This is a genomic window from Microbacterium marinum (assembly GCF_014204835.1).
Classification (GTDB): domain Bacteria; phylum Actinomycetota; class Actinomycetes; order Actinomycetales; family Microbacteriaceae; genus Microbacterium; species Microbacterium marinum.
Genome location: NZ_JACHMD010000001.1, coordinates 869,141 through 895,610, shown reverse-complemented (window position 1 = coordinate 895,610; position 26,470 = coordinate 869,141). Strand labels below are relative to the sequence as shown.

Below are 26,470 nucleotides of genomic sequence, written 5' to 3'. Positions count from 1 at the left end.
CCCTCATGTCACGCCCGATCGCCGGTTTCGCCGCGGCCCTCACCGCTGCACTCGTCCTGACCCTCGCGCCCGCCACCGCGGCGAGCGCCGCCGTGAGCACCTCGTGCACGTCGGCGACGCAGGCCGCTGTGCAGAAGCGGATCCTCACCGACGTCAACGCCGCTCGGAAGAGTGCCGGCAAGAAGGCGCTGAAGGCGAGCTCGAGCATGCATAAGGTCGCGGTTGCGTGGTCGGCGAAGCAGGCGGCATCCGGAACGATGAAGCACAACCCGAACTACGCGAGCCAGATCCCGAAGGGCTGGACTGCGGCGGCCGAGAACGTCGCGTACGGGTACACCCCGCAGAAGGTCACCCCCGCATGGCTGAAGTCGACCGGGCACCGGAAGAACATCCTCGGCGGGTACACCCACATCGGCATCGGCGTCGCCTGCTCGAAGGCCGGCCAGCCGTACTACACGCAGGTGTTCGGCAAGTACTGAGCCTCAGAGCTTGCGCAGGCGCACCGTCTCGACGGTGTGGTTCGCGGCCTTGCGCAGCACCAGCTTCGCGCGGTGCTTGGTGGGTTCCACGTTCTCGCGCAGGTTCGGCAGGTTGATGTCGTTCCAGAAGCCGAGGGCGCGCTGAACCGCTTCGTCGTCGGAGATGTCGGCGAAGACCTTGAAGAACGAGTTCGGATTCGAGAACGCCGCCTCGCGGAGGGCGAGGAAGCGGTCGACGTACCACTGGGTGATGTGCTCGATCTCGGCATCCACATAGATGGAGAAGTCGAACAGCTCGCTCACGGCGATGTCGTGCGGGTTGGGGGCGGATGCCAGGACGTTGAGCCCTTCGACGATGATGACGTCGGGGCGGCGCACCGTCACGTGCGCGTCAGGGATGATGTCGTACCGCATGTGCGAGTAGTACGGGGCGCGGACTTCGGGCGCCCCCGACTTCACCGCAACGAGGAAGTCGACCAGGGCGCGGCGGTCGTACGACTCCGGGAAGCCCTTGCGGTCCATGATGCCGCGGCGTTCGAGCTCGGCGTTGGGGTAGAGGAAGCCATCGGTGGTGACGAGTTCGACGCGGGGCGTTCCGGGCCACCGGCTCATCAGCTCGCGCAGCAGGCGGGCGACGGTGGACTTGCCGACCGCGACGGATCCGGCCACGGCGACGATGAAGGGGGTGGTCGCGTCGGGTTCGCCGACGAAGTCGGCCGTGTCGGCGCCGAGGCGCTTGGTGGCGCTGGCGTAGAGCGACAGCAGTCGGCTCAGCGGGAGGTACACCTCGCGCACTTCGCGGATGTCGAGGCGGTCGCCGATGCCTCGCAGCTGAATGACCTCGGTCTCCGTGAGGGGCTGCTCCATGCCGGAGGCCATGCGCGCCCACTCCGCACGGTCGATCTCGCGGTAGAGCGAGTCGACGGGCGTCAGCGTCTCGTCGGGGGACATTGCCGCAACTCTAGCGGGGCGGCGGGGTCGTTCTGTCGCACGCTCGCGCGTATACGCGTGCGCGCGCGTGCCGTACCCTTGTGAGTCGATGTTCTCGCGGCGTCCGGCCGCGATCGACGGGGGAATCTACGACATGTGGCGACGACTGCTGGCGGGCTTTGCGGCCCTGCTGCTCGCGGTGACCGTCAGCGTGGTCGCCTCCCCCGCGCCCGCCGCCGAAGCGGCCGCCCCCGCCTGGTTGAAGACCAAAGGCTCGAAGATCGTGTCGGCCACGACCGGCGCGACCTTCACGATCAAGGCGACGTCGTGGTTCGGCATGGAGACCGACACCTGCGCCCCGCACGGCTTGTGGTCGATCACTGTCGACCAGGGCATGGCGCAGATCGCCGGCATGGGCTTCAACACGATCCGCCTGCCGTTCTCCAACGAGTGCCTCGCAAAGCGCACGTCGAACTCGATCAACACCGCGATCAACCCGACGCTCGCGGGCAAGTCGCCGCTCCAGGTGATGGATGCCGTTGTCGCGAGCGCCCGCAAGTACGGCATCCGGATCATCCTCGACCGCCACCGTCCCGATTCGGCGGCGCAGTCCGAGCTCTGGTACACGAAGCAGTACCCGGAGGCCCGCTGGATCGCGGATTGGAAGAAGCTCGCGAAGCGCTACCAGAAGAATGCGACGGTCATCGGGGTCGACCTGCACAACGAGCCGCGAGGGAAGGCGTGCTGGGGCTGCGGCGAGCGCGCCCGCGATTGGCGTGCCGCGGCGACGCGTGCCGGGAACGCGATCCACAAGGTGAACGCGCGTCTGCTGATCATCGTCGAGGGCGTCCAGTACGAGCAGGACGGCTCGGTCACGTGGTGGGGCGGCGGCCTGCGCGGTGTCGCGAAGAAGCCGGTGTCGCTCACGGTGAAGAACCGGGTCGTGTACTCGCCGCACGAGTACCCGCTCTCGGTCGCATACCAGCCGTGGTTCTCCGCGAAGAACTATCCGAACAACCTCACCGCCATCTGGGAGCGCAACTGGGGGTACATCGCCACGAAGAACATCGCTCCGGTGTTCATCGGCGAGTTCGGCACCAAGCTCGAGACGTCGAGCGACAAGAAGTGGCTCGCGAAGCTCACGTCGTACATCAAGACGAAGCGGATGAGCTGGGCGTACTGGTCGTTCAACCCGAACAGCGGTGACACCGGCGGCCTGCTGAAGGACGACTGGTACACGCGCCAGAAGGCGAAGCTCACCGCGCTGAAGCCGATCCTCACGCCGAAGAAGGTCGCGTATCCCCCGGCGCCGAAGCCGACGACACCGCCGCAGCCCACCCCGACCCCGCAGCCGTCGTCGAGCGCGCAGCCGTCGCCCGATCCCTCGGTCGGGAAGTCCTCGTCATCGTCGTCGAATGGCACGTCAGCGACGATGACCATCACCTCGGCGTGGCCGGGTGCGTATCAGGTGGGTCTCACCGTGAAGGCGCCGGCGAAGGCTGCGACGAAATCATGGCGCGCGTCGTGGGTGTCTCCTGGTGCCACGTCGATCGACAGCGCGTGGGGCATGGACTGCACGCTCACGAATGCCGCGAAGACGACGGCGAAGGTGACTTGCGCCGGAAAGAACTGGGGTCTCGACAACCTGACTCCCGGCGGGCGCGTCGATGTCGGCGTGATCGTGAAAGCTCCGAAGGGTCCGAACCCGCCGAAGCTGTCGCTCGCCGCGAGCTGACCCGCACGGTCGCTCCATCGAGTCGCTCAGCTGGTACGCGCCGACGGCGTGAAGCGGCACGTGCGCTGACCCCCTGACACCGGAGATGGGGGCGTCTGCGGTGTCAGGGGATCTCGGTCAGCGCTTGATGGAACCTGTTGCCGCCGAAGTCTTCGCAGCCGAGGCGTAGCCGGACTTCTTGCCGGTGACCTTGACCGTGATCTTCTTGCCTGCCAGCGACTTCGGGATCTTGTACGTGACCTTGGTCGCCTTCGAGATCGCCTTGCCGTTCGCGTACCACTGGTACGCGAACGTCGTCTTGCTCGTCCAGGTGCCGGGCTTCGCCGTGAGCGTCGAGCCGACCTTGGCCGTGCCGCTGATCTTCGGCGTCGCCGTCTTCAACACCGCGGCGGTCGCCTTCGACGTCTTGGACGTCGTCGTGTAGCCGGTGAGCGACCCGGTGACGCGGACGGTGATGGTCTTGTTGGCGGCACCGGAGGTGACCTTGTAGGTGGACTTCGTCGCACCCGAGATCGCCTTCCCACCGGCGAGCCACTGGTAGGCGAGTTTCGTCCCCTTCGTCCACGTTCCGGGTTTGGCCGTGAGTGTGGAGCCGATGACCGGGGTTCCGCTGATCGTCGGGGTCGGGGCGGTCAGCGCCTGCAGCGGCACGGCGGCCGTCGCAGCGGAGGTCTTCGACGCCGAGGCGTACCCGTCGAGCGAACCCGACACGGTGACCGTGATCGTCTTACCGACCGAGGATGCCGGGACGGTGAACGTCGCGGACGTCGCACCCGCCACCGCGGTGCCGGCAACCGACCACTGATACTTCAGCGTCGTGCCTGTAGTCCACGTGCCCGGTTTTGCGGTCAGCGTTGAACCGACCTTTACGGTGCCCGAAATCGTCGGGGTCGGGGCGGTAAGGGCCTGCAGCGGCACAGCCGCCGTCGCAGCCGACGTCTTCGACACCGAGGCGTATCCCGCGAGCGACCCCGTCACGGTGACGGTGATCGTCTTCCCCACCGCGGATGCCGGAACGACGAACGTCGCCGACGTCGCACCCGACACCGTAGCATCCGCAACCGACCATTCGTAGGTCAGCACCGCGCCCTCTGTCCATGTACCCGGCGTTGCCGTCAGCGTCGAGCCGACCTCGACCGTGCCCGAGATCGTCGGGGTCGGTGCGGTGAGCACCTGCAGCGGCACAGCCGCCGTCGCAGCCGACGTCTTCGACACTGAGGCGTATCCCGCCAGCGACCCCGTCACGGTGACGGTGATCGTCTTGCCCACGGCGGATGCCGGGACCGTGAACGTCGCAGACGTCGCACCCGACACCGCAGTGCCGGCAACCGACCACTGATAGGTCAGCGCCGTACCCTCTGTCCACGTGCCCGGCTTTGCCGTCAAGGTCGAGCCGACCTCAACCGTGCCGCTGATCGTCGGCGTCGGCGCCGTCAGCACCTGCAGCGGCACAGCCGCCGTCGCAGCCGACGTCTTCGACACCGAGGCGTACCCCGCCAGCGAACCCGACACCGTGACCGTGATCGTCTTACCGACCGCCGATGCCGGGATCGTGAACGTCGCGCTCGTGGCACCAGCCACCGACGATCCACCGACCGACCACTGGTAGGTCAGCGCCGTACCCTCTGTCCACGTGCCCGGCTTTGCCGTCAACGTCGATCCAACCGCAACCGTCCCCGAGATCGTCGGAACGGGTGCAGTCAGCACGCCACCTGCGACCGCTTCGGAGTACTCCGTCCAACGCGTCACCGAGGCGTAGCCCGCGAGTGCGCCGGTGACCGACGCCGAGATGCGCTTCCCGGCGTGCGCCGAGGTCGGCACGAATGTGAGCGCCGTGGCACCGACAATCTCGTCATCGTCGGCGTACCAGCGATACTGCAGCGTTGCGCCGCTCTGCCAGGTGCCGGGGCGCAGGGTGAGCGTCGCACCAACCTGCGGGGTGCCGGCAATCGTCGGCGTCGCGGACGCGAGCGGTGCAGCCAGCTGCGCATCAACACCTGTGCGCGACGCTCCCGCAGTGAGCGCGAACGAGTTCGCGGTCTCCAGGTTGGGCTGGTCGTCCCACCACTCCCAGACGTGCTCAGTCACATACCCGCTGAACTGCAGCGTGTACGTGCCGGCTGGCAGGCCGTTGATCAAGTAGCTCCCCGTCTCGTCGAGCGAAGCGGACCCCGCGAAAACCCAGCGGTCGCCTTCGCGACGGTAGGCCTCAACCCAGCCGTCCTCAAGCGTCCCTCCGCCATCGCGAAGCAACGTGCCAGATATGGCGGCACCAACCGCAAGCGCGGCGTCCACGCCCGCGAGCGATGCGCCGCTCGCGAGCGTGATGGCGGTCGATGTGGCATCCGTCGCAGCGTCGTCCCACCACTCGGAGACATAGTTCTGCAGGTACTCGCCCGAGAAGCTCACAAGGTAGGTGCCCGCGGGCAATCCGGCGAGGACGTAACTGCCGTCTGCGGCAGTCTCGGTGTTACTGACGTACTGCAGCAACCCATCGACCCGCGCGTACACCTCTACGAAGGCGTCTTCGATCGGGTTGCCGGCGGCGTTGGTCACCGTGCCCGAGATCGTCGCACCGGTGACGAGGCTCGCGTTGAGGACTCGAGTCGCGCCACCCGTCAGCGGCACCACGGTCGCGGTTTCGCGGGTTCCGGCGTTCTCCCACCACTCGCTGACGAGGTTCACGCCGTAGTCTGCACGGAACTGCACGAGGTAGTCATCCGCTGCAAGACCCGTGACCGTCCAGGTGCCGTCGTCGGCGGTCCACGTGGACCGGTACCGATCGTCGCTCTCGACGCTGACCCTCCCCAGAATAGGGACGCCACCGGGACCGGTGAGCGTGCCGCTGAGCGTCGCGCCGGCGACGAGGCGAATGTCGCGGCCGGTTACCGACTCGATCGCACCGACCGTGATGGTGGCGGCGTCATCGGATGTCGGCGCGCCACCCGACCACGCCGACACGAGATTGACGTCCGAGTCGGGGACGAACTCCATCGAGTAGGTCCCGGCTGTGAGGCCACCGAACAGGTAGCGGCCTTCGGCATCGGTTCGCACCTCCGCCACCCACGACGGAAAGCGCTCGTCCTGGCGGTACAGCTGCACCGCGACGTTGTCGGCCACACCGGGTCCGGTCACCCTACCGGCGATCGACGCCCCCTTCGCCAGGCGCGCATCGAGCCCGGTGACGGCTTCACCACGGGCGAGGGCGATCGGCGTCGCGTCATCGCGCGTTGCGGCATCCGACCACCACTCGGAGATCAGGCTGGCTTCAGCCGGCGCGGTGAACGAGAGGGTGTACTCCCCCGATGCCAGCCCCCTGAACGTCCACGCACCGGTGTCGTCGGTGGTCGTCGTCTCGCTCTCGGTCCAACCCTCCGGCGCGTCCCAGGTCGCCCTGACCGTCGCACCGGCAACGCCCGCGCCGGTCGGGTCGAGCACGCGACCGCTCAACGAGGCGCCGGGCGCGAGCGTTGCGTCGACGTCGGTCACGCGCGATCCCGGCGAGACCTCGATCCGCTCCGCGTCGGCCTCGGACTCGGCGTCGTCCCACCATTCGGGGGCGAGGCCGCGGCCGCCCTCGTCGGTGAACCGCAGGGTGTACGTGCCGGCCGGGACCGACGTGAACGCGTAGGTGCCGCTCTCGTCGCTCCATCGGCTCTGCGTCCGCTGCCATTCGCCGGAACGCCACTCGTACAGTCGGACGTACGCGTCCGCGATGGGGCCATCTGCATCCGAGACGACACCCTCGATGCGCCCGCCCTGCGCGAGCCGCATGTCAACGCCCGTCTTCGCCGCGCCGGCAGTGAGCGGCACCTTGGTCGCGGTCTCGAAGGAAGTGGCATCCGTCCACCACTCACCGATGTGGTCAGTCGCGGAAGATTCCGCGTAGACGGCGTAGGAACCAGGCGGAAGGCCGGTAAGCGTGTACCGACCATCGGCGTCGGTCTCGGCCGATGCGACCGTGTCATACCAGTCTCCGCCGGAGATCGATGCGCTCACCGACGCGCCTTCGATCGGCGTACCTCCCGGACCGGTCACGACACCCGAGATGGATGCCGCTGCGACGACGCGGACCGCAAGTCCCGTGCGGGTTCCTTCCGCGGCGAGCGTGAACGTCTCGGCCGTGTGCGAGAAGCTCTCGCCGTCCCACCACTGCGTCGCGTACGCCGCATCCTCGGGTTGGATCCGCAGGGTGTAGTCACCAGCTGCGAGACCTGCCGCCGAGAACGCACCGGTTTCGTCCGTGGAAAGCCACCGCACCGAGTTCTGGTACGTGCCGTCATCGTCGGTGACGACACGGTAGAGGGTGACGGATGCCGCGACAGGCGCGCCCGCGGCGGTCTTGACGGTGCCCGCGATCGATGCACCGCGGCGGAGCGCGGCGTCGTAGCCGGTGAGCGTCGCGCCCGCATGCACGGAGAAGGTGGCGGCATCCGTTTCACTGCTCGCGTCGTCCCACCACTCCTGCAGGAGGTTGACGTCGTCATCAGGGGTAAACCGCAGGGTGTACGTACCGGGCTCGAGGCCGGTGAGGACGTACGTGCCGTCTTCAGCGGTCCACGCAGACGCGACCGATTCCCACCAGGGTGACTCGCTGTCCGCATCGCGCTCGACCAGGGCCGAGACGCGCACGTTCGCTGCCGCGGTGCCCGATTGGTTCGTCACGGTGCCGGCGATGCTCGCGCCGCGAGGGAGGGCGATGTCGATGCCGGTGACGGTGTCGGTCGATGCGAGGTCGATGCTCGTCGCATCCTCACGGGTGGTTGCACCGTCCCACCAGCGGGTGAGCAGGCGCCCGTCGTACGGCTGCGCGACGACGCGGTACTCCCCAGCGGGCAACCCGCCGATTCGGTAGGTGCCATCCTCCGACCACGTGGATGCCGCGTGCTCCCAGGACTCGCCATCGTGGACGTACACGGAGATGTCCGACTCGGCAGACATACCTGCGGGCGCGGTGACCGTGCCGCTCAGGGAGGCGCCGGGGACGAGCGAGACGACGAGGCCGTCGTGCGTCTCAACACCTTCCACGACGATGCGCGTGGCATCCGCTTTGCGGGCGGCACCGTCCCACCACTCGGTCTGCAGCCCGATCGCGGCGTCCGTCGACGTCCGCAGCGTGTACTCGCCAGGCTCGAGCCGCGCGAACCGGAACGCGCCGGCGCTGTCGGTCGAGCGGCGGTCAACCTGGTCCCACCAGCCCTCCCATTCCGCGTCCCAGCGGTACAGGTCGACGGATGCGTCAGGGACCGGTGCGCCATGGTCGTCGGTGACGGTGCCCGCGATGACCGCGGAGCGGGTGAACTGCAAGGTGACGTCGCTGACGGTGGCGCCCGGAGCAACGTCGAGAGGCTCTGCATCCGATCGGTTCGCCGCACCGCCCGACCAAACGTCGAAGTAGTCGCTGTCCCACGCGGCGGAGGCACCGACCACGTACGTCCCGGCGTAGAGGTCCGTGAACGTGAACACTCCGGATTCGGACGTGTACGTGCCCCAGCTGTCCCACTCGTCATCGCCGACGTACAGTGCCACGTACACATCCGCGACCGGGTTGCCGTCGGGGTCGAGGACGACACCCGAGATACTCCCGGTGCTGTCCGACGCCATGACGCGAGCGTCGGGTCCGGCACGCGTCGGCGCGTCATCGATGCTCGGGTCCGTCGTCGGCGCCACGTCTTCTGCGGGATCGGCGATCTCCGTTTCGGACGGTGTCGGGGCGGGCAACGGTGCGACCTCTTCCGCCACACTCTCGCTCGGGGTCGGCGCCGGCTCCGGCGCGGCTTCCTCGCCCTCGCCCGGCGCAGCATCCTCGACCTCGACCTCGCCCGGCGCGGACACCTCGACCTCAGCCTCGTCACCCGCCTCGGCATCCATCACGACAGTGCCGTCGGTGTCGACGGTCATCGACACGGACGTGTCCGACGTGTCGGGAGTCGCGGCGACGGCGGCCTGCGGTGCGAGCACCATGCCGGCGGCGGCAATTGCCCAGATCGTGGTGGTCGCGATCCATCGCGACAAGACGGTGCGACGTGCGCGCATCGAAGCCTCCCCAGCATCGGGCTCTCCGCCCGAATGTTCGCGGGCGCAAGCGCCCGCTCATCCCCCGAGCCCCCACCCCAGGGGGCTCTGAGACTGAGCATGGCAGACGCAACGCGTCCAGCGCCACTCCGCGGTCACACGGCACCGCGACCGCCGTTGACCGCGCGTCAACGGATTCAACGCAAGGTTGCGCCGAACGGCGGACGATGACCATCACCTCGCAACCTGACTCCCGGCGGGCGCGTCGATGTCGGCGTGATCGTGAAGGCCCCGAAGGGTCCGAACCCGCCGAAGCTGTCGCTCGCCGCGAGCTGAGCCCGGACAGTTCCGACATCGAGTCGCTCAGCTGGAGTGCGCCGACGGTGTGACGCGGCCTCCTGTGCTGACCCCCTGACACCGGAGATGGGGGCTTCTGCGGTGTCAGGGGATCTCGGTCAGCGCTTGATGGAACCTGTTGCCGCCGAAGTCTTCGCCGCCGAGGCGTAGCCGGACTTCTTTCCGGTGACCTTGACCGTGATCTTCTTGCCGGCCAGCGACTTCGGGATCTTGTAGGTGACCTTCGTCGCCTTCGAGATCGCCTTGCCGTTCGCATACCACTGGTACGCGAAGGTCGTCTTGCTCGTCCAGGTGCCGGGCTTCGCGGTGAGCGTTGATCCGACCTTGGCCGTGCCGCTGATCTTCGGCGTCGCCGTCTTCAACACGGCGGCGGTCGCCTTCGACGTCTTCGACGCCGTGGTGTATCCGGTGAGCGATCCGGTGACGCGGACCGTGATGGTCTTGTCGGCCACACCCGAGGTGACCTTGTAGGTCGACTTCGTCGCACCCGAGATCGCCTTGCCCTTCGCGAACCACTGGTACGCGAGCTTCGTTCCCTTCGTCCACGTCCCCGCCTTCGCGGTGAGCGTGGAGCCGATGACCGGCGTTCCGCTGATCGTCGGGGTCGGGGCGGTCAGCGTGCCGTTGGCTATGGGTCCGCGCTCAGTCGTGAACCAGTTGACGGTCCCGTAGCCTGCAAGCGAGCCGGTGACCTCGCCGGCGATCCACTTGCCGGCGGAGGTTCCGGCGGGAGTGTAGGTGGCTGAGGTGGCGCCCGGGACGAGCTCGCCGTTCACCCACCAGCGATAGGTGAGCGCCGCACCCTTCTGCCACGTCCCGGGGGTGATCTTGAGAGGCGAACCGACTTTCAGAGTGCCGGTGAGCGAGGGACGAGACGCGGCGATCGGCGTGGCGAGGGTGGCGTCGAAGCCGGTGTGCGCCTTCCCCGCCGTGACCGTGAAGGTCGTAGCCGTCGCCTCGGTGATCTTGTCCTTCCACCACTCGGAGGTATACGACGGCACGCCGCCCTGGAATTTGAGCGTGTACGTGCCGGCACCGAGCCCGGCGATGGAATACGAGCCGTTTTCCTCCACGTACCCGTAGCCGACCTGCTCCCATCCGCTGCTCAGTTTCCGCAGCGCGGAAACGGACGCCCAGCCGAGGCTCGTACCCGCAGGCGCGGTCACCGTGCCGGAGATGGTCGCGCCCGTGGAGAGCTTCGCGTCGACCTTCGTCTTGGCGGTCGCACCAGTCAGGCTGATCGTGTCGGCGGCGGCGCGAGTGGGCTTGTCGTTCCACCACTCCCGCACCAGGTTCTGACCGTCCGGCCCGTCGAAGCGGACCGCGTACGTCCCAGGCAGCAGACCCTCGATCAGGTAGCGACCCTGTGCATCGGTGACCGTGTCCTTCCCGTACGTCCATCCGTCGGCGGTCTTCCGGTACGTCATCACGCGTGCCGTCTTCAACGGTCCGGACGCGGAGGTCACCGTGCCCGAGAGGGAGGCGCCCTTCGCGAGTTTGGCGTTCACCGTCGAGATGGTCGCGCCGGCGGCGACCTTGATCGGGGCGGCTTTCGCACGATCGAGCGTGTCGTTCCACCACTCGCCGATCAGCGGGCTCTCCCAGGCCGTCTCGAACGACACCAGGTACGTCCCTGCAGGCAGGCCGCGCGCCGCCCACTTTCCGTCGGTGCCGGTCTGAGCTGCGCTCAAGCGCGTCCACTTGCCGTCGGACGTCTCGAGGTTGATCCACACGTCTCGAACGGGTTTGCCGTCGGGACCGGTTACGATTCCGGAAAGCGTCGCGCCCTTAGCGAGGGTCGCGTCGATGCCGGTGCGCGCAGTGGCTCCGGTGATGGCGATCGCGGTGGCGTCGGCGCTCCGGGTCACGTTGTTCCACCACTCGGGAACGAGGTTGTCGGAGGAGTCGGTGGTGAAGGAGACGACGTAGTTGCCGGGCTCGAGACCGCCGAAGGTGTATCGACCGGTGCCGTCAGTCAGGGTGCTGCCGCGGTAGTCGAGGAACCCGTCGGCGGTCTTGGCGCTCACCTCGACCTGAACGCCCGCGACGACGCCCGAAGCTGAGCGGACGGTCCCGCTGATCGATCCACCGACGGCGAGCGCAGCGTCGATGCCGGTGACCGCGGCCCCGGCCTCGACGACGATCGACGTTGCGTCGCTGTATTCGCGGGCGTCATCCCACCACTCGTCGATGAGGGAGGTGGATGCCGGCGCGTCGAAGTACACGCGGTAGGTGCCGGGCGTGAGGCCGTTGACCGCCCAGCTCCCGTCATCCGCGGTGATGACGGAGCGGCTGGATTCGCCTCCGTCGTATTCGCTGACCCACACCTCGATGTCGGCGATCGGCGCATCGTCGGTGCCGGTCACCCGGCCGGTGATGGATCCGCCGGTGGAGAGGACCGCGTCGATGTCGGTGATGGCATCGCCGCGATCGACGTCGATCGCCGTGGCGTCGTCATTCTGCGCGACGTCGTTCCAATATTCGCTCAGGAGGTTGCCGCCCTCAGGTGCGCGGAACTGAACGGTGTAGGTCCCACGCTCGAGCCCGCGGAAGGCGTAACGACCGTCATCGTCGGCCTCACCCCACTCGATGCTGTCCCAGTACGAACTGTCGTTCTCGACGTCCACGGACCACCGGTACAGGGTGACCTGGGCCAACGAGACGGGAGCGCCCTCGTCGTCAGTGATGCGGCCGGAGATGCTGGCGCCGGTCGACAGCGTGAAGTCGACCTTCGTCCGAGCCGCCCCTGCGGCCAGGGTAATTCGGTCGGCGGTCTCGAACGTGGGCTTGTCTGACCACCATTCGCCCAGCGCGTCGGAGTCCCATGGCTTCGGGACCTCGACGGCGTACGTCCCCGCGGGCAGTCGCCCGACGGTGTAGGTGCCGTCTTCGCGGGTGGAGCCCGATACGATCTGCTCGCGTCCTTCCGGCGTCACGAGATAGACGTTGACGCTCGCCCATTCGAGCGGGTTCCCTTCGGCGTCGAGAACGGTGCCCGAGATCGAGGCCGCCGCACTCAGCCGCGCGGTGACGCCGGTTCGGGTCGCCCCACTGGCGAGGGTGATGATGTCCGCGTTGCGTTCCAGAGCCTCGTCATCCCACCACTCCGTCGCGTACCCGTCTTCATCGGAGGAAAACTGCAGTTTGTAGTCGCCGGCGGGGAGGCCGACGACCTTGTACGCACCGGTGTTGTCGGTGCTGACGATGTCCACCCAGTTGTTGTATGACCAGTCGTCTTCGGTGACCACCTTGTAGACGTCGACAGACCCGCTGATGGCAGCGCCACCGGCGGTGAGGATCCGTCCCGTGATCTGCGAGCCGCTCTGCAGCTTCACTGACAGGTTGGTGACCGTGCCGCCCGCGCCGACCTCGATCGGCGTCGCATCCGACTGCGTCTGCGAACCACCCCAGTACTGCGGAACGAGGTTGACGCCCGTGGGTGCGCGGAAACGAAGCGTGTACGTTCCGGCGGGCAGCGACCGCACGGTGAACGTGCCGTCCGCCGCCGTAGTGACCTGCTTCTCCCAGTCCCACCACTCTTGCTCAGGGATGTAGCGGTAGACCTCGACACTCGCGTTCGCGACGGGAGCGTTCTTGGTGTCGGTCACCTTGCCGGAGAGCCGCGCTCCCAGCGCGACCTTCATGTGGATGTCCGTCGCCGAGTCACCGTCGCCCAGCACGATCGGTTCGGCAGCGTCCGGGGTCGCCGCATCGCGCCACCACTCGCCGATCAGGTTCTGTTCGTCGAGGGGCGTCACTTCGACGGCGTAGGTGCCGCCGGGCAGCCCAACGAAGTCGAATGCACCGCTCGCGCCCGACGAAACGGAATCGACCCACTCCCAGCGGGGACCGTCAGAGCTCTCTCGCCACTCGTAGACGCGGACGTCCGCGCCGGCCACGGCCGCGCCCTTGTCCGTCTTCACCGTTCCGGAGATGCGGGCGCCGGCGGTGAGGGTCACGTCGATGCCACTGCGGTGCGCACCGTCGGCGAGTTCGATTGTCTCGGCATCCGCCTGCCCGGTCACGCCGCCGAACCAGGTGCGCTGAAGGTTGACGCCGTCGGGAGCGATGACGAGGACCGTGTACGAGCCCGGCTCCAGCCAATCGATGCGGTAGCTGCCGTCGTCCTCGGTGTAGGCGGAGGTGTAGTACCCGTCATTCTCGCTGCCGGGGTACAGCAACACTTCTGCGCCCTCGATGGGGGCGCCGCTGGTGTCGGTGACGGTGCCGGAGATTCCTGTCTCGCCCGCGACCTGCGGTCCGGCGCGCTGAGGTGCGTCGTCGCCACGCGGCTCCTCGACCACCACGACCTCGTCCGGCGTGGCGTCGTCTTCGTTCGCGGGCGGTGTCGACGGCGACTCCGGCGCGTCGACCGACGGAGCAGAGGGGTCCTCGTCGGAGGCCACCGGGTCGCCGTCTCCCTCACCGGGCACGGTCTCCTCGATGGTCGCGTCGGGCGCGGCGCTGTTGTCGATGTCCGCGGCGCCTGTCGTCGCGTCGACGACGACGCTGCCGTCCTCCCCGACGGTGACCGTCTGCGCGGAGACGTCCGGCGTCGGCGTTTCGGCCACGGCGGCCTGCGGCGCCAGGACGGCGCCGGTCACTGCGACCGACCAGATGGCGAGCGCGGCGAGACCGCGCAAGTAGACAGATCGACGTGCACGCATCATGCGCTCCCCCAGTTTTCGGGCGCCGACGCCCGAGTCCCCATGGCTCCGTCCCCAGGAGCCTTCGATGAGCATGGCAGACGCAACGCCTCGAGCGCCACTCCGCGGTCACACGCCGCCGCGACGGCCGTTGACCGCGCGTCAACAGATTTAACGCAACGTTGCCGCGAACGCCTTCTGCGAGCCCGCGGGGAGCGCTACTGTGTCCGCAGATCCCCGGCATCGACGCCACCTGGGAGGGGATCTCAGCGCCAGAGCCCGGCGCTGACTCGTGGGGAGATCACCATGGCCGCTCGTTCGTCGCGCACGCGTTCACGTCGCAGTCCGGTTCCGAAGGCGCCCGGCGTGCGCTGGTGGGCATACGCCCTCGTAGGGGTGGTGGCGATCGCCGTCGCCGCGCTCTGCATCGCCGCCCTGACGCATGAGTTCGAGCCGGCGGCATCCCTGCTCACGCACTGATCGAGCGGATGCCGCGCCGCGCGCGTCGCGCCGCTATCCGGCGTGCGAGTGCGGTGAGGCCTTGCGGAACAGTCCCGAGCCACGGCGTGGGGCGAGGGTACGCACGGGTGCGGTGAGGCCGGTCGACAGCGGAACCGGCACTTCGAGGACGACTTCGTCGCCGCGCTGGAAGATGCGTGCGCCGTCGCCGAGCGCGCCGATGCCGCGCGAGGCGGAGCCGGGTTCGAGCGGGGCCTTCTCGATGACGCCGATCGACCAGGTGCGCACGAGCAGTGCCCCGTCTTCGACGCCGATCGAGAGCCACACCTCTTTCGCCTCGGAGTGCTTCACCGCGTTGACGAAGCCTTCGTTGATGACGGTGGCCACGCGCCGCGAGATGGCGGGGTCTCCGAGCTCGACGGCGGCAGCCTCGGAGATCTCGCTCGAGACGTCGAGGACGGAGCTCCAGGTGGCGACGAGTTCCGAAACGTCCTCGTGGTTGGACTGCACGAGTCCCTCGCGGCCGAGCGAGTCGGTCTCGGCCTCGAACCACAGGACGGACTCGAATGCCTCGTCGAGTTCTGATCGGAACGTGTCGATCTGCTCGTCGCTGAGCTCCCACTCGTCGGCATAGGCGGCGAGCAGCACACAGCGTCCCTGCACGCGCCCGTGCAGGACGTGCGCGGCGTTGCGGAGCGGACGCCGCGCTTCGGCGGTCTTTGTCGTGAGGGTGCGCGCGACGAGGGCGAGCACCGCTTCGAGGCGACGTGAGGTGATCGCCGCGCGCGCGATGGCATCGGTGCAGGCGGCGAGCGCAACGGCGACGAGGGGCAGGGAGATGATCGGGACGAGTTTCGAGGGGTCATCCCCCGGCACGAGCACGTGCGCGAGCACCGTCATGAGCACCCCGGCCACGAACCAGGTCGCGAGGATCGCGGCGCCTCGCGCACTGGCGCTGCGGCCCCGGCCGAGGAGCCGACTGACGATGTCGGCGGCGAGGGTGATGGGCAGGCCGACCAGCAGCGCGGCGAGCGCGGTGTCGAAGCCGCCCATACCGTGGGCGTACGGGAGGGCGCCGGCGAGGAAGACGATGCCGACAAGCAGGTACGGCGGCGGCCGGAGCATGGTGAGCGCCGAGACCTCAACCGTGTCTTCTGCGGGCGGGGGCTGTTCGGCATCCACGAGCCGGAGGTTGAGCTGCGCGCGCTCTTCGAGTCGGTGGCTGGCCGCGCGGACCGTCTCGGAGTACTCGCGGACGGCGGCGAAGTCGATCGTGCCGGCGAGCATCTTTTCGCGTTCGATGCGCAGGTCGCCGATCATCTCCTCGAGCACGGCGCGGTTGTCGTTCTCGAACCGGGCGAGTCGCTGGCGGCCGTGGGTGAGAGTGGCGACGGCCTGGCCCAGGCGGGCGCGGGTGCCGCGGGTGAGCTCGATGGAGCGCACGGTCATCGCGATGATCGACAGGCCGGCGACCCAGACGACGACGTTCGAGACGACGCGGCTCGGCCAGTCGTCGATGATCGGGGTGACGCCGAAGAAGACGACGAACAGCACTTCGTTGATGAACGGCCGCACGATCGCGGCGACCACCACGGCCGAGAGCACCACGAAGGCGCGACCGCGGCGGGTGCGCAGTCGCCGTTCGGCGGATGCCGCGGGGAGCAAGGCGATCGCGAGCAGCGCCCAGCCGAGGAAGCCGACCAGCAGCACGCCGAAGTAGTCGCCGCCTTCGTCGAAGTGTTGGAACGGGGCCATCACCGTCATGGCGATGAGGAGCGAAACGAGCAGCGACGAGCGCGTGAAGAAGGCACCGCTGGTGACGGCGTCCCACCAGACGTGCGCGCCGACACGGATGCGCCGCTTCGCGAGAGCTGATCCTCGCTGTGACATCACGATCTCCCCAGAGCCGTTGCGCCGAGATCGGTTCGGGCCGGTCCCGGGTTCCAGTCTAGCTCCGACACGCCCGGAATCCTCGGCGGGGGGCTATGCGTTTGACTGGAGCGCTGCAGGTGCGGGCTGAGCGCCCTGCGATGACAGCGAAACGCCCCGGTTCCGGGGAACCGAGGCGTTCGTCTGGAGGCGGCTTACTTGAACGCGTCCTTCACGTTCTCGCCGGCCTTGCGGAGGTTGGCTTCCGTCTGGTCGCCCTGGCCTTCCGCTTCGAGGCGCTCGTTGTCGGTCGCCTTGCCGGTGCCCTCCTTGGCCTTGCCGGTGAGGTCCTGTGCGGCGTTCTTGATCTTGTCGTCGAGTCCCATGGTTCTGGTCCTTCCGTCGATCGGTCCGGATGCCGGTGCGCTCCGGATGACGTCCACGCTATGAAGACGACCCGATTCCGACCAAGGGGTAGCGGAACGGCCGGTTGTGCGTTAGTCGTTCGGCGCGGCCGAGCTGTCCCGCGCGATGTGCGCCTCGAAGACCACAAGGTCATCCTCCTGGACGATCCGGGTACCGCCGGCGCGTGATCCGAAGCCCTGCACCCGCCCGGCCGCGAGCCTGCCCGCAGACGACACCCGCGTCAGAACACCCTCTGCGCTCGCAGTGATCTCGACAACGGCATCCCTTGCGGCGGAGTGCTTCACCGCATTCAGAAGGGCTTCGTTGACCGCTTCGGTCGCCTGGTGCATGACGTCGGGTGCGGCGAGCGCGGCGCGAGCGTCGTCGCTGATGCGCGTGGTGACGGCGATGACGCTCTCCCACGCGCGGAGCATGCGCTCGAGCTCGCCAGCCGTGTCGACCGAGCCGGTGTCGACGGCGTCGGCGGCGCGGGTGAGGTCCCCGAACGCGCGGTCGGTGCCCTCGCGGAAGGTGTTGAGCTCGTCGCGGGTGGGTGCGCGCTCGTCTGCCCGCGCCGCGAGGATGACGCACCTGCCCTGCACGTCGCCGTGGAGCACGCCCGCCGCGCGGTGCAGCGGACCGAGTGCGCGGGCGGTCGTCGAGGCGAGCGCGCGCACGATCGAGGTGAGCACCGCGGTCGCGCGCATCTCTTCGGCGCGGGCGCGCTGGGCGGCGTCGACGCTCAGGCTGACGATGACCGCGAGCACCGGCAGGGTGACCACCGGCAGCAGACCGAGCACGCCGATGTCGGGCAGGAGTGTCGTCGCAAGGGCCATGACAGCCCACCCGACGGCGATCCAGACGATCAGGAACCGGATGCCGCGGGCGCGTCCCTGCGGCCCCCGGTCGAGCACCCGCACGACGCTGCCCGCGGCGAGGTCGAGCGCGCACGTCGCAACGATGGCGATGAGCCCGACCGTGGTGCCGCCGGCGGCGACGCCGAACGGGAGCGCAGCGATGACGTAGATCAGGCCGACGCTGAGCCACGGGGTGGGGACGAGGCGGGTGAGCAGCGGCGGCGTGGGCAGGCCGACGGCGTCGCCATCGATTCGTTCGTCGCCGCGGGGCGCTGCGAGGTCGCTCTGGGAGAGCCGCTCGAGGCGGTGACTGGCGGCGCGCACGCGTTCGGAGTACGCGCGGACGGTGTCGAACGTGACGGTGCCCGCCAGCAGCGCATCGCGCCGGGCGCGGAGGTCGGAGACGATGTCGCCGAGCAGCGTGTCGGTCGTGGCGACGAAGGCGCGAGTCCGCTGGACGCCGACCCGCATACGGCCGAGTGCGTCGGTGAGACGGTCGACGGTCACGCGCCGATTTCGTACCTGGCTGGTGATGACGGCGACGAGCGAGAGCGCGGCGTAGGCGGTGAGCAGGTTGGTGACGATGCGAGGTCCGGGCGCGCCGATGGTGGGGATGCCGATGAGGGCGAGGCTCGCGAGGTCGTTGACGAACGATCGTGATGCGGCGACGACCGCGATCGAGCCGAGCACGACGACCGCGCGGGCGGGTCGGGAGGTGAGCCGGCGCTCGAGGACGGCGACGAGCGCGAGCGCGGCGGCGAGCGGCATCCAGCCGAGGGCGGCGATGACGACGGAGACGGCGTAGTTGGCGGCGGAGGGTTCGCCGATGGTGGGGACACTCAGGAGTGCGGCGACGAGGAGCGAGACGAGGGCGCTCCACCGGGTGAGGAACTGTCCGCTGCAGACGGCGTCCCACCAGGATCTGGCCGCCCACCCGAGCCGCGTCGATCCATGTCGCGTCGATCCGAGCCGCGCTGCAACGAGCCGCGCTGCACCGCCCGCGCGCGACGAAACAGCGCGCGACGACGCGATGCGCTCCCCCAGGACCGGCATGCGCCCGAGCCTAGCGCCCGCCAGCGGCTGCGCGTCGGAAACGCCGGGCGACGCAACGGGGCGCAACGACTAGGCGACGGAGCGCCAGCCGACGCGATCGGGTGGTGGGTCCCAGCGCCACCGAAGCGGTGACTTCGATCGCAGCGGGACCGGCTCGCGCCCGCTTCCCGGCGGCCCGTGCAGGGCGAACCCGGTCGGGCCGCTCCCCCGAATCGACCATCCGCCGTTGTGGAGCAGAAGATGATGGAAACGGCACAGCAGCACCCCGACGTCGCTGTCGGTCGCGCCACCCTCCGACCACGGGACGGAGTGGTGCGCTTCGCAGTACGACGGTGGACGCTCGCACCCCGGCCACATGCAGCCGCCATCTCGCACGGCGAGCGCTACCCGCTGCGCCCGTGTGAACAATCGCTCTTCTCGTCCGACGGACAGGGGGTTCCCGCACCCGTCGACCGTCACCTCCACGCGTCCGCCGATACACGTCGCACGGTCGACGACCGATCCAGGCACCGCTGTGCCGCCGTCTTCCACGACACCGGACGATACGAGTCTCCCGAGGGCGTCCCGCGTTCCACCGGCGGTCACCACGACCCGCACCCCCGGCTCGCGTGCGCCGAAGACCTGCTTCGCGTCGGTGAGCGCACCGGCGCGGACAAGGTCCATGAGCAGGTCGTAAGACAGCTGTTCGTTGGTCCTCTGGTCGTCGATCAGGGCCGCGGCATCCGCTCGTTCGGCGTCGGTCATGAAGCGCGGGCCACCCCGCCGGGGCCGCAGCGCGGCGTCGAAGACCCCACGCACCCAGGGCGCCATCTCGTCGTCGAACACGATCGTTCCGCGCTGCTGCCCGTCACCGTCGGCCCACATACGGAACGACCGCCGTTCGAATCTGCGCGCGAACCGCTCTTCGGCACCCGCGGGGTCAAGCATGTCGCGCAGTGTTCGCGCCTGCTCCCCGAGTTGCTCGACCGACCATCCGGCGGCTTCGTCGACGAGTCTTCGTCCGGCTTCGCACCATGCGGTCAGGAGTTCTTCGGCCGGCTCGCCCAGCCCGGCGATGATCGCGTGGGACTGCGCCGGCGTGATCCGCCCGGCGAGCAGCGCCGCATCGACCGGTGCATGCCACGCGACTTCCGCGCCGCTCGCCTCCGCCGCGCGGCCATCAGCGTCCGCATTCGCGCCACTCGAACCCGCCAGCCCCTCCGCCGCCTCGAGAAGCGCCTCGCCCACTCGCACGGCACGGGCCGCCTCACCGCGCCCCACGCCTGTCGTCGCGCGGATCAGTTCGACGGGAGTCCGATGCCCCACCGCGGTGGATAGTCCCTCCACGCCGCGCTCACGCCCCGACCTCCGGGCGGCGACACCGGCGAGCACGGCCTGCAGCGTGCCGACATCGCGCGCGAGGCTGCCGACCGAGTCGATGAGCTCGATCACCGCGGCATCCGTCAGACCGAGAGCGGATGCCGGGAGTTCAGACCGGGCGACGTCGAGCTCGGCGAAGCTCGAAAGCCCCTCCACCCGGCCGCGGAGCTCGGTCAAAATTCCCATAGTCATACCCTGCCATCGCCCTCCGACATTCGCTGAAAGTTTCCACAGCTGAGCCCCACCACGGGACACCACCCAGACCGACCGCCCCTGTCAACCACCCCCGGCCCGTCGGAACCCCCGGCATACGCTGGCGGCATGGGAGAAGAGATCGACGCGCAGGAGTTCACCGGCGCCGACCGCACGCGGCATCGCGAGAAGATCCGGCGCAACCTCGACGTCTTCGAGCGGATGCTGGGCGAGGCGAGGTTCGACACCGACGACCCGATGACGGGTCTCGAGCTCGAGCTGAACCTCATCGACGAGGTCGGCGACCCGGCCATGCGCAACGAAGAGGTGCTGCGGGCGATCGCCGATCCGACGTTCGTGACTGAGCTCGGCCGCTTCAACGTGGAGATCAACGTCCCGCCGGCGAAGCTTCGCGAGGGCGGCCTCACGACGTTCGAGAACGACCTGCGACAGCGCCTGAATGACGCTGAGACCCGGGCCGAGACCCAGGGCGCCCACCTGGTGATGATCGGCATCCTGCCCACGCTCGCCGAGCAGCACCTGAGCCGCAGCACGCTGAGTGCGGACTCGCGCTACGAGCTGCTCAACGAGCAAGTGCTCGACGCCCGGGGCGAAGACATCGCGATCTCGATCGCGGGGCCGGAGCGGCTCGAGACGACGACGGATTCGATCGTGCCCGAGGCGGCGTGCACGAGCACGCAGTTCCATGTGCAGACCTCGCCGGCGCAGTTCGCGGCGTATTGGAACGCGTCGCAGGCGATCGCGGGTGCGCAGCTCGCGGCAGCGGCGAACTCGCCGTATCTTCTGGGCCGGGAGCTGTGGCGGGAGTCACGCATCCCGCTCTTCGAGCAGGCGACCGACACCCGCAGCGAGGAGCTGAAGGTGCAGGGCGTACGTCCGCGCGTATGGTTCGGCGAGCGGTGGATCACGTCGGTGTTCGACCTGTTCGAGGAGAACGTGCGCTACTTCCCCGCGCTGCTGCCGATCGTCGACGACGAGGACCCGCTCGAGGTGCTCGAATCCGGTGGCATCCCGTCGCTGGCGGAGTTGAAGCTGCACAATGGCACCGTGTACCGGTGGAATCGTCCGGTGTACGACATCGCCGACGGGATGCCGCACCTCCGTGTGGAGAACCGCATCCTCGCGGCCGGCCCGACGGTGGCCGACACGGTCGCGAACGCCGCGTTCTACTTCGGTCTGGTGCGGGCGCTGGCGGAGGACGAGCGACCGGTGTGGTCGCGGATGCCGTTCGCGACAGCGCGCGAGAACTTCCAGGCCGCGGCGCGTCAGGGCATCGATGCGCGGCTGGGCTGGCCGGGTGTGGGGCAGGTTTCTGCGACCGAGCTGATCCGGGAGCACCTGCTCCCCCTCGCCTCAGAGGGTCTGGATGCGTGGGGAGTGGATGCCGCGGAGCGCGATCGCTACCTGGGGATCATCGACGGGCGCTGCGCGGCCCGCACGAACGGCGCGGAGTGGTTCGCTCGCAAGATGCACGCACGCGACGGGATGGAGCGGTTCGACGCGCTGCGCGCGACGCTGCTCGAGTACCGCGAGGCGATGCACACGAACGAGCCGGTGCACACCTGGCAGTAGCACGGATGCCGCACCTCGACGACGGGCTGCCGCGCCTCAGGGCTTGAGCGCGTCGACCCCGGGCACGTCCCACCGCAGCGGAGTGATGGTGAGCTCGTCAGTGCCGTCGGACCCGATCATCCCGCTGACGGTGAAGTCGGCACTCTCACCCGTGAACATCCGGTCACTGAGGGTGGTCACCGTCCATCCCGGCTGTTCTTCCAGCCATGCGCGATACGAAGACACGTTACTGACGCCATCGAACCCGAGATCGAAAGTCGGCGGCTCGGGTGCGGAACCGTCCGCGAGGACGGTGTAGATAGTGCCCGCGAACGCGTAGCCCGTTCCGTCGGGCCCCAACGGCATCGACTCGCGCCAGCCGGCAGGCAAATCTCCGGCGGTCCCGCTGACGGTCGATCCCGAGCTCAACCGGATCTCGGTGTCGCCGGACGCAGTCGAGAAGTCGGCGTGCGTGGTGACGGGCACGTCGGGCAGCGACGCGATCCATGCGGCCGCCTCGGGCTCGTGACTCCCCTCGACGAGCACCGTCGCTTCACGGAGCACCCCGTCCACACCGATCGCCACCCGCGTCGAACGCACCGTGAGACCGCTGAGCGGGGGCATGTCGTCCATCCAGCTCGCGGGGAGCTCCCATCCGATTGGCGCGGCCGACGCGGTCGGCGATGCCTCGGTGCTCGGCGTGCTCGCCACGGCGCCTGACCCCGCCGGGTCGGGCACGACCTCGATCTCGTCTTTTGGAGCCGGCGTGGCAGCGCAACCCGAGAAGAGCAGCGCAGCGATCATCAGCGTGGACAGTGTGGAGCGTGGGAACCGCATCATGAGCCTTTCACTGCCAAAAGGTCGGCCTGACGGAACCAGGCGAACGTGCCGTATCCCTGGTAGATGAACACCCGGTCGAACGCCGAGTCGTCATCGGCCGGCGGGAGTCCCACGTCGCTCCCGGGAATGTCGTCCGGCGTTGCGACTCCGGCGGGGCAGTAGACCACGTTCGCGCCCGACCCGGGGTCGCCGGATTCGATCCCCGCGAAGCATTCCCCCATCATCCGGTCGAAATCGAGCGTGCTCGTGCCCCAGTCGGTCTGCGAGGTGCCGGGTTCGAGCTCGATGCATGGCGCCGTGACGCCGCACCAGGTGTCGGCGACGTCCTCCCAGCTCGCGACAGGCGCCGCGGTCGTCGTGACGTTGGCGAACCATGCGGGCAGTTCGCTGAGTTCTTCGCTACCGACATCCGCGATGTAGTCACTGACGGTCTGCACTGCCGCGAACAACGCGAGCCACTTTAGCTTGCCGATGACCTTTCGCGCCTTCTCCGCACCGCCCGCGACGAACGCGTCGGCTGTCTTGGCCGCCTTGGCCGCGTCGGCGGCCTTGACGTCGTCGGCCAGGTCGACCGCGCCCGACGACGGCACCTCCGTCGAACGCGCCACCTCGAGCGCCGCGTTCTGCAGGCTGTCCGAGTCGAGCGTTTCGACACACGTCGAGACGCTGCCGACCAGTTCGGCCCATTGCGTACCAGCTTCCCACTGGGAGAAGTCGCAATCGCGGGCGAGGAAGAAGACACCCAACGCACCGGCGAACATGTCCTCGGGATCCAACTCTTCCAGCGCTGCTCCGAGAAAACCGGAAAGTAGCACCTGCGGAAACGCGGCGAGCGGATACTCGACGACACGGTCGGACGCGGTCAGCTCGTGCGATGCTCGGACTGTCGACTCGTCGACGGTGAACGAGAACGTCTGTCCGGGCAGGATGAAGGCGCCCGGATTCAACAGCAGGTCGACGTTGCCCGCGATCGCCGAGTACGCCGCCCCGATCAGCACAGACGCCGAAGGATCGAGCGCGTCCATTCCTGCCGAGCTCGCGACGATGCCGTCGGCAAGCGTGACGGGAAACCCGTAGGAGCGGTTGGCTGCCGCGCGGACCTGCAGCATCGACGGGTCATCGGGGTCGGGCCCCACGCACAGGAGCACGGCGGCGTTTCCGCCTTCGATGCCGAGTCCGACGATCATCGCGTTGTCGGACAGCAGAGTATCCGCCACCCACGGAACCGCGCCGTCCGTGTCGGGCTGGCACGTAGGAGCGTCAACTCCGGTACCGAGGAGGTCGCGTTCTGCCCGCATAAGCCACTGCGAGCCGAGGGTGAAGTCTTCGCCCCACTCAGCGATGGCACGGTCCCACTCCTCGCCGGCGGCATCGACGACGTCAACGACGGCAGCACCGGCGTCTCCGATCGCTTCACCCACCGCGTCGACCGCGGTGTCCAGCCCACCGACCACGGCGGTCCAGATCTGGGTGGCGGGGTCGAACGGCATGTTGGTGGGCACGGCACGCGATCGCAGCGACGCGGTCGTCACGGTCGGCGCGATTCCCCCTCCATCAGCCGAGCCATAGGCGGGGAGCTCAGCGACGATCGTGCGCCCGTCAGCGTCGAGTCGGGTGGCGACCGGCATCCACTCGTCGATGGTGATGTCCAGGTATGCGAAGGTCACGAAGACACCGTCGGGAACGGACTCGGGCAACTCGAGGTCGAGTCTGACAGCGCCGGGTCGCACGTCGTCGTTGGCGATGACGAACGGCGGCATCGCGAGGTATCGGTGAGGCGACAGTTCGGTGAGGGCTGCCATCTGCGCATCGTCGACGTTGACAGGTTGCAGATCGACGGGCTCGCCGTCGATGGACGATGTGATGGACACCGCCGCCGGACGATCGCCCTGTCCCGACACAGACGCGATCGCGGCCACGACGACGAGCGCGGCCACCGCGATGGACGCGGTGAGGCCGATGACGAGGGCGCGGCGCCGCCGAAGAGGTGCGGGGGAATCGGGAACGGTGGTGCTCACACCTTCACCCTGGATGCCGTCAGCGCCACATCCGGACACAAGGCGAATATCCGGACGATCTCGTACGCCAGACCCCGCCACCGTCGCCGGGGAATGCCACCGCGGCAGCAGCGCAGCTGGTCAACGCACGACAGCTCGCGTCCGTGGCGAAGCGACCGCGACGTCCGCGTAACCCTTCTTGGCCCCGTCACCTTCACCGAGGTCTGCGCGCCCCGCATCGACGAGGTGACCTTCAGCGTCGTCTTCGTCGCGCCTTGATCACCTTGCTAATGAATAGCGCCCAGCCGCCCCGGTATACACTGGGCGTTCACCGTCGCAGCGTGGCCCCCGTCATCGAGGAGCGCCATGCCGTCCCCCACCGAGATCGCACCACGACCGCCCGACCCGAGGGCACGCGCGGACCGGATGCCGCAGCTCCTGCTGCTCGCGTATCTCGTCGCCCTCGCGCTGACGGCGTTCTGGCCGACACCGGTCGATGCAGGGCTCGCCCCGTTGCTCGAGACGGTCACCCGTCACTTCCCGGTCGTGACACATGCGCGGGTGGAGTTCGCTGCGAACATCGCGCTCTTCTTGCCGATCGGCGTTCTGCTGCCGCTGATGATGCCCCGCACGCTGGTGCTGCCGGTGGCGCTGGTGGCGACCGTCGCGATCGAGTCGACGCAGGCACTGCTGCTCGATGCCCGCGTGCCGAGCGTGCTCGACATCATCGCGAACACGACCGGCGCCTGTCTCGGCCTGCTGATCCTCGAGGCGTTCCGCGCACGACGCCGTCGCACCTGACGACGACCCGACACAGCCGCGACCCACTTCCGATCGCGTCGGCGCAGGCGTCTACGCCAGCCGTTCCGCCAGGAATTGGGCGAGGTCTTCGATCATCGCCGCCTCGACGTGCGGTGTCGCGGTCACGTGCGTCATCGCGTAGGTGCGGTGCTCCGCGAGCCCTCCCCCGGCACGGACGGCGCGGCAGAACCGGTCCGCGCCGAAGGCGACCTCGTCGTGCGCCGCAACCGCGACGAAGACCGGGGGTACTCCCGCGACGACGGGTGCCACCGCGAGAGACGCCCAAGGGCTCGCCGGCGCGATCGTCGTCCCGAGATATCCGGCGAGCTGCGCCTGACGCTGCTGCCAGGACTGCGCATCGGCTCGCACGGCATCGGGGATCTCGGAGAGCAGGAGCGACGGCACCACGAGGGCGAGTGCTGCGAGTCCGGGCTCGGTGGAACGAACTGCCGCGTCCACCTGTGCCGCGAGGACAGCGATGTTCCCCCCTGACGAGGTGCCGGCCAGCGCGATGTTCGCGAACGCCGGCAAGCCGGCGACCCCGGACCGCACTGCCGCGAGGACGGTCAGCGCTGACACTGCGCCGACCGAGGATCGTGCTGCTCGCCGCGGTGGCGGCCGCGATCCTCACTGCCGGCACCGCGTGCGCGCCGACAACCGACATCGCGTCCACCCCGGCCCCAAGCACCAGCACCCCGCCCCCAACCACCGGCACGCCACTCCCGAGCATCCCGCCGCCGACCACCCTGACCCCAGAGCCCACACCCCGACCACTGCCGAACTCGTGGACCGCTGCGTCGAGATCGCGAGCGGCACGGGCAACGCCATTCGGGAGCAGCTCGTCGACGATTTCGAGCAGTGGGCCGACCGCACCCTCCCCGAGACGGCCCCCTGACCTCCGAAC

At 68.8% G+C, this 26,470-nt stretch carries 16 protein-coding genes; 6 read left to right on the top strand and 10 right to left on the bottom strand.

The features are described from left to right. The first annotated feature begins 5 nt into the window (after nt 1-5). The gene (locus tag BKA24_RS04365) at nt 6-479 is read left to right on the top strand and encodes a CAP domain-containing protein (protein ID WP_184215537.1); all 474 of its coding nucleotides are present in this window, start codon (nt 6-8) and stop codon (nt 477-479) included. A 3-nt stretch (nt 480-482) separates the two neighbouring features. Here BKA24_RS04365 and coaA read toward each other — a convergent pair whose 3' ends face one another. Beyond that, entirely contained in the window at nt 483-1,430 is a 948-nt protein-coding gene (coaA, locus tag BKA24_RS04360) for a type I pantothenate kinase (protein WP_184215535.1), read from the bottom strand. Between the two features lie 88 nt (nt 1,431-1,518). Here coaA and BKA24_RS04355 point away from each other — a divergent pair, with 88 nt between their 5' ends. Next, nucleotides 1,519-3,144, top strand: a complete 1,626-nt coding sequence (locus BKA24_RS04355; protein WP_246367012.1) for a cellulase family glycosylhydrolase — start codon at nt 1,519-1,521, stop codon at nt 3,142-3,144. 117 nt (nt 3,145-3,261) lie between these two features. Here BKA24_RS04355 and BKA24_RS04350 read toward each other — a convergent pair whose 3' ends face one another. The 6 genes from BKA24_RS04350 to BKA24_RS04325 all read right to left on the bottom strand — a co-directional run bounded on the left by BKA24_RS04350 (nt 3,262) and on the right by BKA24_RS04325 (nt 20,350). Then, nucleotides 3,262-9,180, bottom strand: a complete 5,919-nt coding sequence (locus tag BKA24_RS04350; RefSeq protein ID WP_184215533.1) for a carboxypeptidase regulatory-like domain-containing protein — start codon at nt 9,178-9,180, stop codon at nt 3,262-3,264. Between the two features lie 434 nt (nt 9,181-9,614). After that, nucleotides 9,615-14,183 (bottom strand): carboxypeptidase regulatory-like domain-containing protein, encoded by a 4,569-nt coding sequence (locus BKA24_RS04345; protein ID WP_184215531.1) that lies wholly within the window; start codon nt 14,181-14,183, stop codon nt 9,615-9,617. Between the two features lie 492 nt (nt 14,184-14,675). Then, a complete protein-coding gene (locus BKA24_RS04340; protein ID WP_184215529.1) occupies nt 14,676-16,511 on the bottom strand; it encodes a hypothetical protein in 1,836 nt (611 codons plus the stop codon). Between the two features lie 194 nt (nt 16,512-16,705). Further along, nucleotides 16,706-16,876 carry a CsbD family protein gene (locus BKA24_RS04335; protein ID WP_184215527.1) on the bottom strand — a complete coding sequence of 57 codons (171 nt, stop codon included), beginning with the start codon at nt 16,874-16,876 and terminating at the stop codon, nt 16,706-16,708. 111 nt (nt 16,877-16,987) lie between these two features. Then, nucleotides 16,988-18,805 carry a sensor histidine kinase gene (locus BKA24_RS04330; RefSeq protein ID WP_184215525.1) on the bottom strand — a complete coding sequence of 606 codons (1,818 nt, stop codon included), beginning with the start codon at nt 18,803-18,805 and terminating at the stop codon, nt 16,988-16,990. 69 nt (nt 18,806-18,874) lie between these two features. Beyond that, complete coding sequence (locus BKA24_RS04325; protein WP_184215523.1) at nt 18,875-20,350, bottom strand: HNH endonuclease signature motif containing protein; 1,476 nt, start codon at nt 20,348-20,350, stop codon at nt 18,875-18,877. A gap of 135 nt (nt 20,351-20,485) precedes the next feature. Between BKA24_RS04325 and BKA24_RS04320 the strand changes: the two genes are divergently transcribed. Next, nucleotides 20,486-21,949 (top strand): glutamate-cysteine ligase family protein, encoded by a 1,464-nt coding sequence (locus BKA24_RS04320; protein WP_184215521.1) that lies wholly within the window; start codon nt 20,486-20,488, stop codon nt 21,947-21,949. A 36-nt stretch (nt 21,950-21,985) separates the two neighbouring features. Here BKA24_RS04320 and BKA24_RS04315 read toward each other — a convergent pair whose 3' ends face one another. Beyond that, nucleotides 21,986-22,765 (bottom strand): hypothetical protein, encoded by a 780-nt coding sequence (locus BKA24_RS04315; protein ID WP_184215518.1) that lies wholly within the window; start codon nt 22,763-22,765, stop codon nt 21,986-21,988. Next, the gene (locus BKA24_RS04310) at nt 22,765-24,786 is read right to left on the bottom strand and encodes a hypothetical protein (protein WP_184215516.1); all 2,022 of its coding nucleotides are present in this window, start codon (nt 24,784-24,786) and stop codon (nt 22,765-22,767) included. The genes BKA24_RS04315 and BKA24_RS04310 overlap by 1 nt, the downstream gene beginning before the upstream one ends. Before the next feature lie 93 nt (nt 24,787-24,879). Here BKA24_RS04310 and BKA24_RS04305 point away from each other — a divergent pair, with 93 nt between their 5' ends. Together BKA24_RS04305 and BKA24_RS04300 are read left to right on the top strand one after the other, a co-directional pair. Further along, nucleotides 24,880-25,044 carry a hypothetical protein gene (locus BKA24_RS04305; RefSeq protein WP_184215514.1) on the top strand — a complete coding sequence of 55 codons (165 nt, stop codon included), beginning with the start codon at nt 24,880-24,882 and terminating at the stop codon, nt 25,042-25,044. Between the two features lie 87 nt (nt 25,045-25,131). Continuing rightward, on the top strand, nt 25,132-25,566 hold the full coding sequence (locus BKA24_RS04300; protein WP_184215512.1) for a VanZ family protein: 435 nt from the start codon (nt 25,132-25,134) through the stop codon (nt 25,564-25,566). A gap of 51 nt (nt 25,567-25,617) precedes the next feature. Here the strand turns inward: BKA24_RS04300 and BKA24_RS04295 are convergent, their stop codons facing one another. Further along, nucleotides 25,618-26,145 (bottom strand): alpha/beta hydrolase fold domain-containing protein, encoded by a 528-nt coding sequence (locus BKA24_RS04295; protein WP_184215510.1) that lies wholly within the window; start codon nt 26,143-26,145, stop codon nt 25,618-25,620. A 64-nt stretch (nt 26,146-26,209) separates the two neighbouring features. On the opposite strand from BKA24_RS04295, the gene BKA24_RS04290 reads away from it, so the two are divergent. After that, complete coding sequence (locus tag BKA24_RS04290; RefSeq protein WP_184215508.1) at nt 26,210-26,461, top strand: hypothetical protein; 252 nt, start codon at nt 26,210-26,212, stop codon at nt 26,459-26,461. The last annotated feature ends 9 nt before the right edge of the window (nt 26,462-26,470 follow it).

Excerpts from the sequence above, each read along its gene's own strand:
- BKA24_RS04365 (WP_184215537.1), top strand. The coding sequence starts at position 6 with ATGTCACGCCCGATCGCCGGTTTCGCCGCGGCCCTCACCGCTGCACTC.
- coaA (WP_184215535.1), bottom strand. The coding sequence starts at position 1,430 with ATGTCCCCCGACGAGACGCTGACGCCCGTCGACTCGCTCTACCGCGAG.
- BKA24_RS04355 (WP_246367012.1), top strand. The coding sequence starts at position 1,519 with ATGTTCTCGCGGCGTCCGGCCGCGATCGACGGGGGAATCTACGACATG.
- BKA24_RS04350 (WP_184215533.1), bottom strand. The coding sequence starts at position 9,180 with ATGCGCGCACGTCGCACCGTCTTGTCGCGATGGATCGCGACCACCACG.
- BKA24_RS04345 (WP_184215531.1), bottom strand. The coding sequence starts at position 14,183 with ATGCGTGCACGTCGATCTGTCTACTTGCGCGGTCTCGCCGCGCTCGCC.
- BKA24_RS04340 (WP_184215529.1), bottom strand. The coding sequence starts at position 16,511 with ATGTCACAGCGAGGATCAGCTCTCGCGAAGCGGCGCATCCGTGTCGGC.
- BKA24_RS04335 (WP_184215527.1), bottom strand. The coding sequence starts at position 16,876 with ATGGGACTCGACGACAAGATCAAGAACGCCGCACAGGACCTCACCGGC.
- BKA24_RS04330 (WP_184215525.1), bottom strand. The coding sequence starts at position 18,805 with ATGCCGGTCCTGGGGGAGCGCATCGCGTCGTCGCGCGCTGTTTCGTCG.
- BKA24_RS04325 (WP_184215523.1), bottom strand. The coding sequence starts at position 20,350 with ATGGGAATTTTGACCGAGCTCCGCGGCCGGGTGGAGGGGCTTTCGAGC.
- BKA24_RS04320 (WP_184215521.1), top strand. The coding sequence starts at position 20,486 with ATGGGAGAAGAGATCGACGCGCAGGAGTTCACCGGCGCCGACCGCACG.
- BKA24_RS04315 (WP_184215518.1), bottom strand. The coding sequence starts at position 22,765 with ATGCGGTTCCCACGCTCCACACTGTCCACGCTGATGATCGCTGCGCTG.
- BKA24_RS04305 (WP_184215514.1), top strand. The coding sequence starts at position 24,880 with ATGCCACCGCGGCAGCAGCGCAGCTGGTCAACGCACGACAGCTCGCGT.
- BKA24_RS04300 (WP_184215512.1), top strand. The coding sequence starts at position 25,132 with ATGCCGTCCCCCACCGAGATCGCACCACGACCGCCCGACCCGAGGGCA.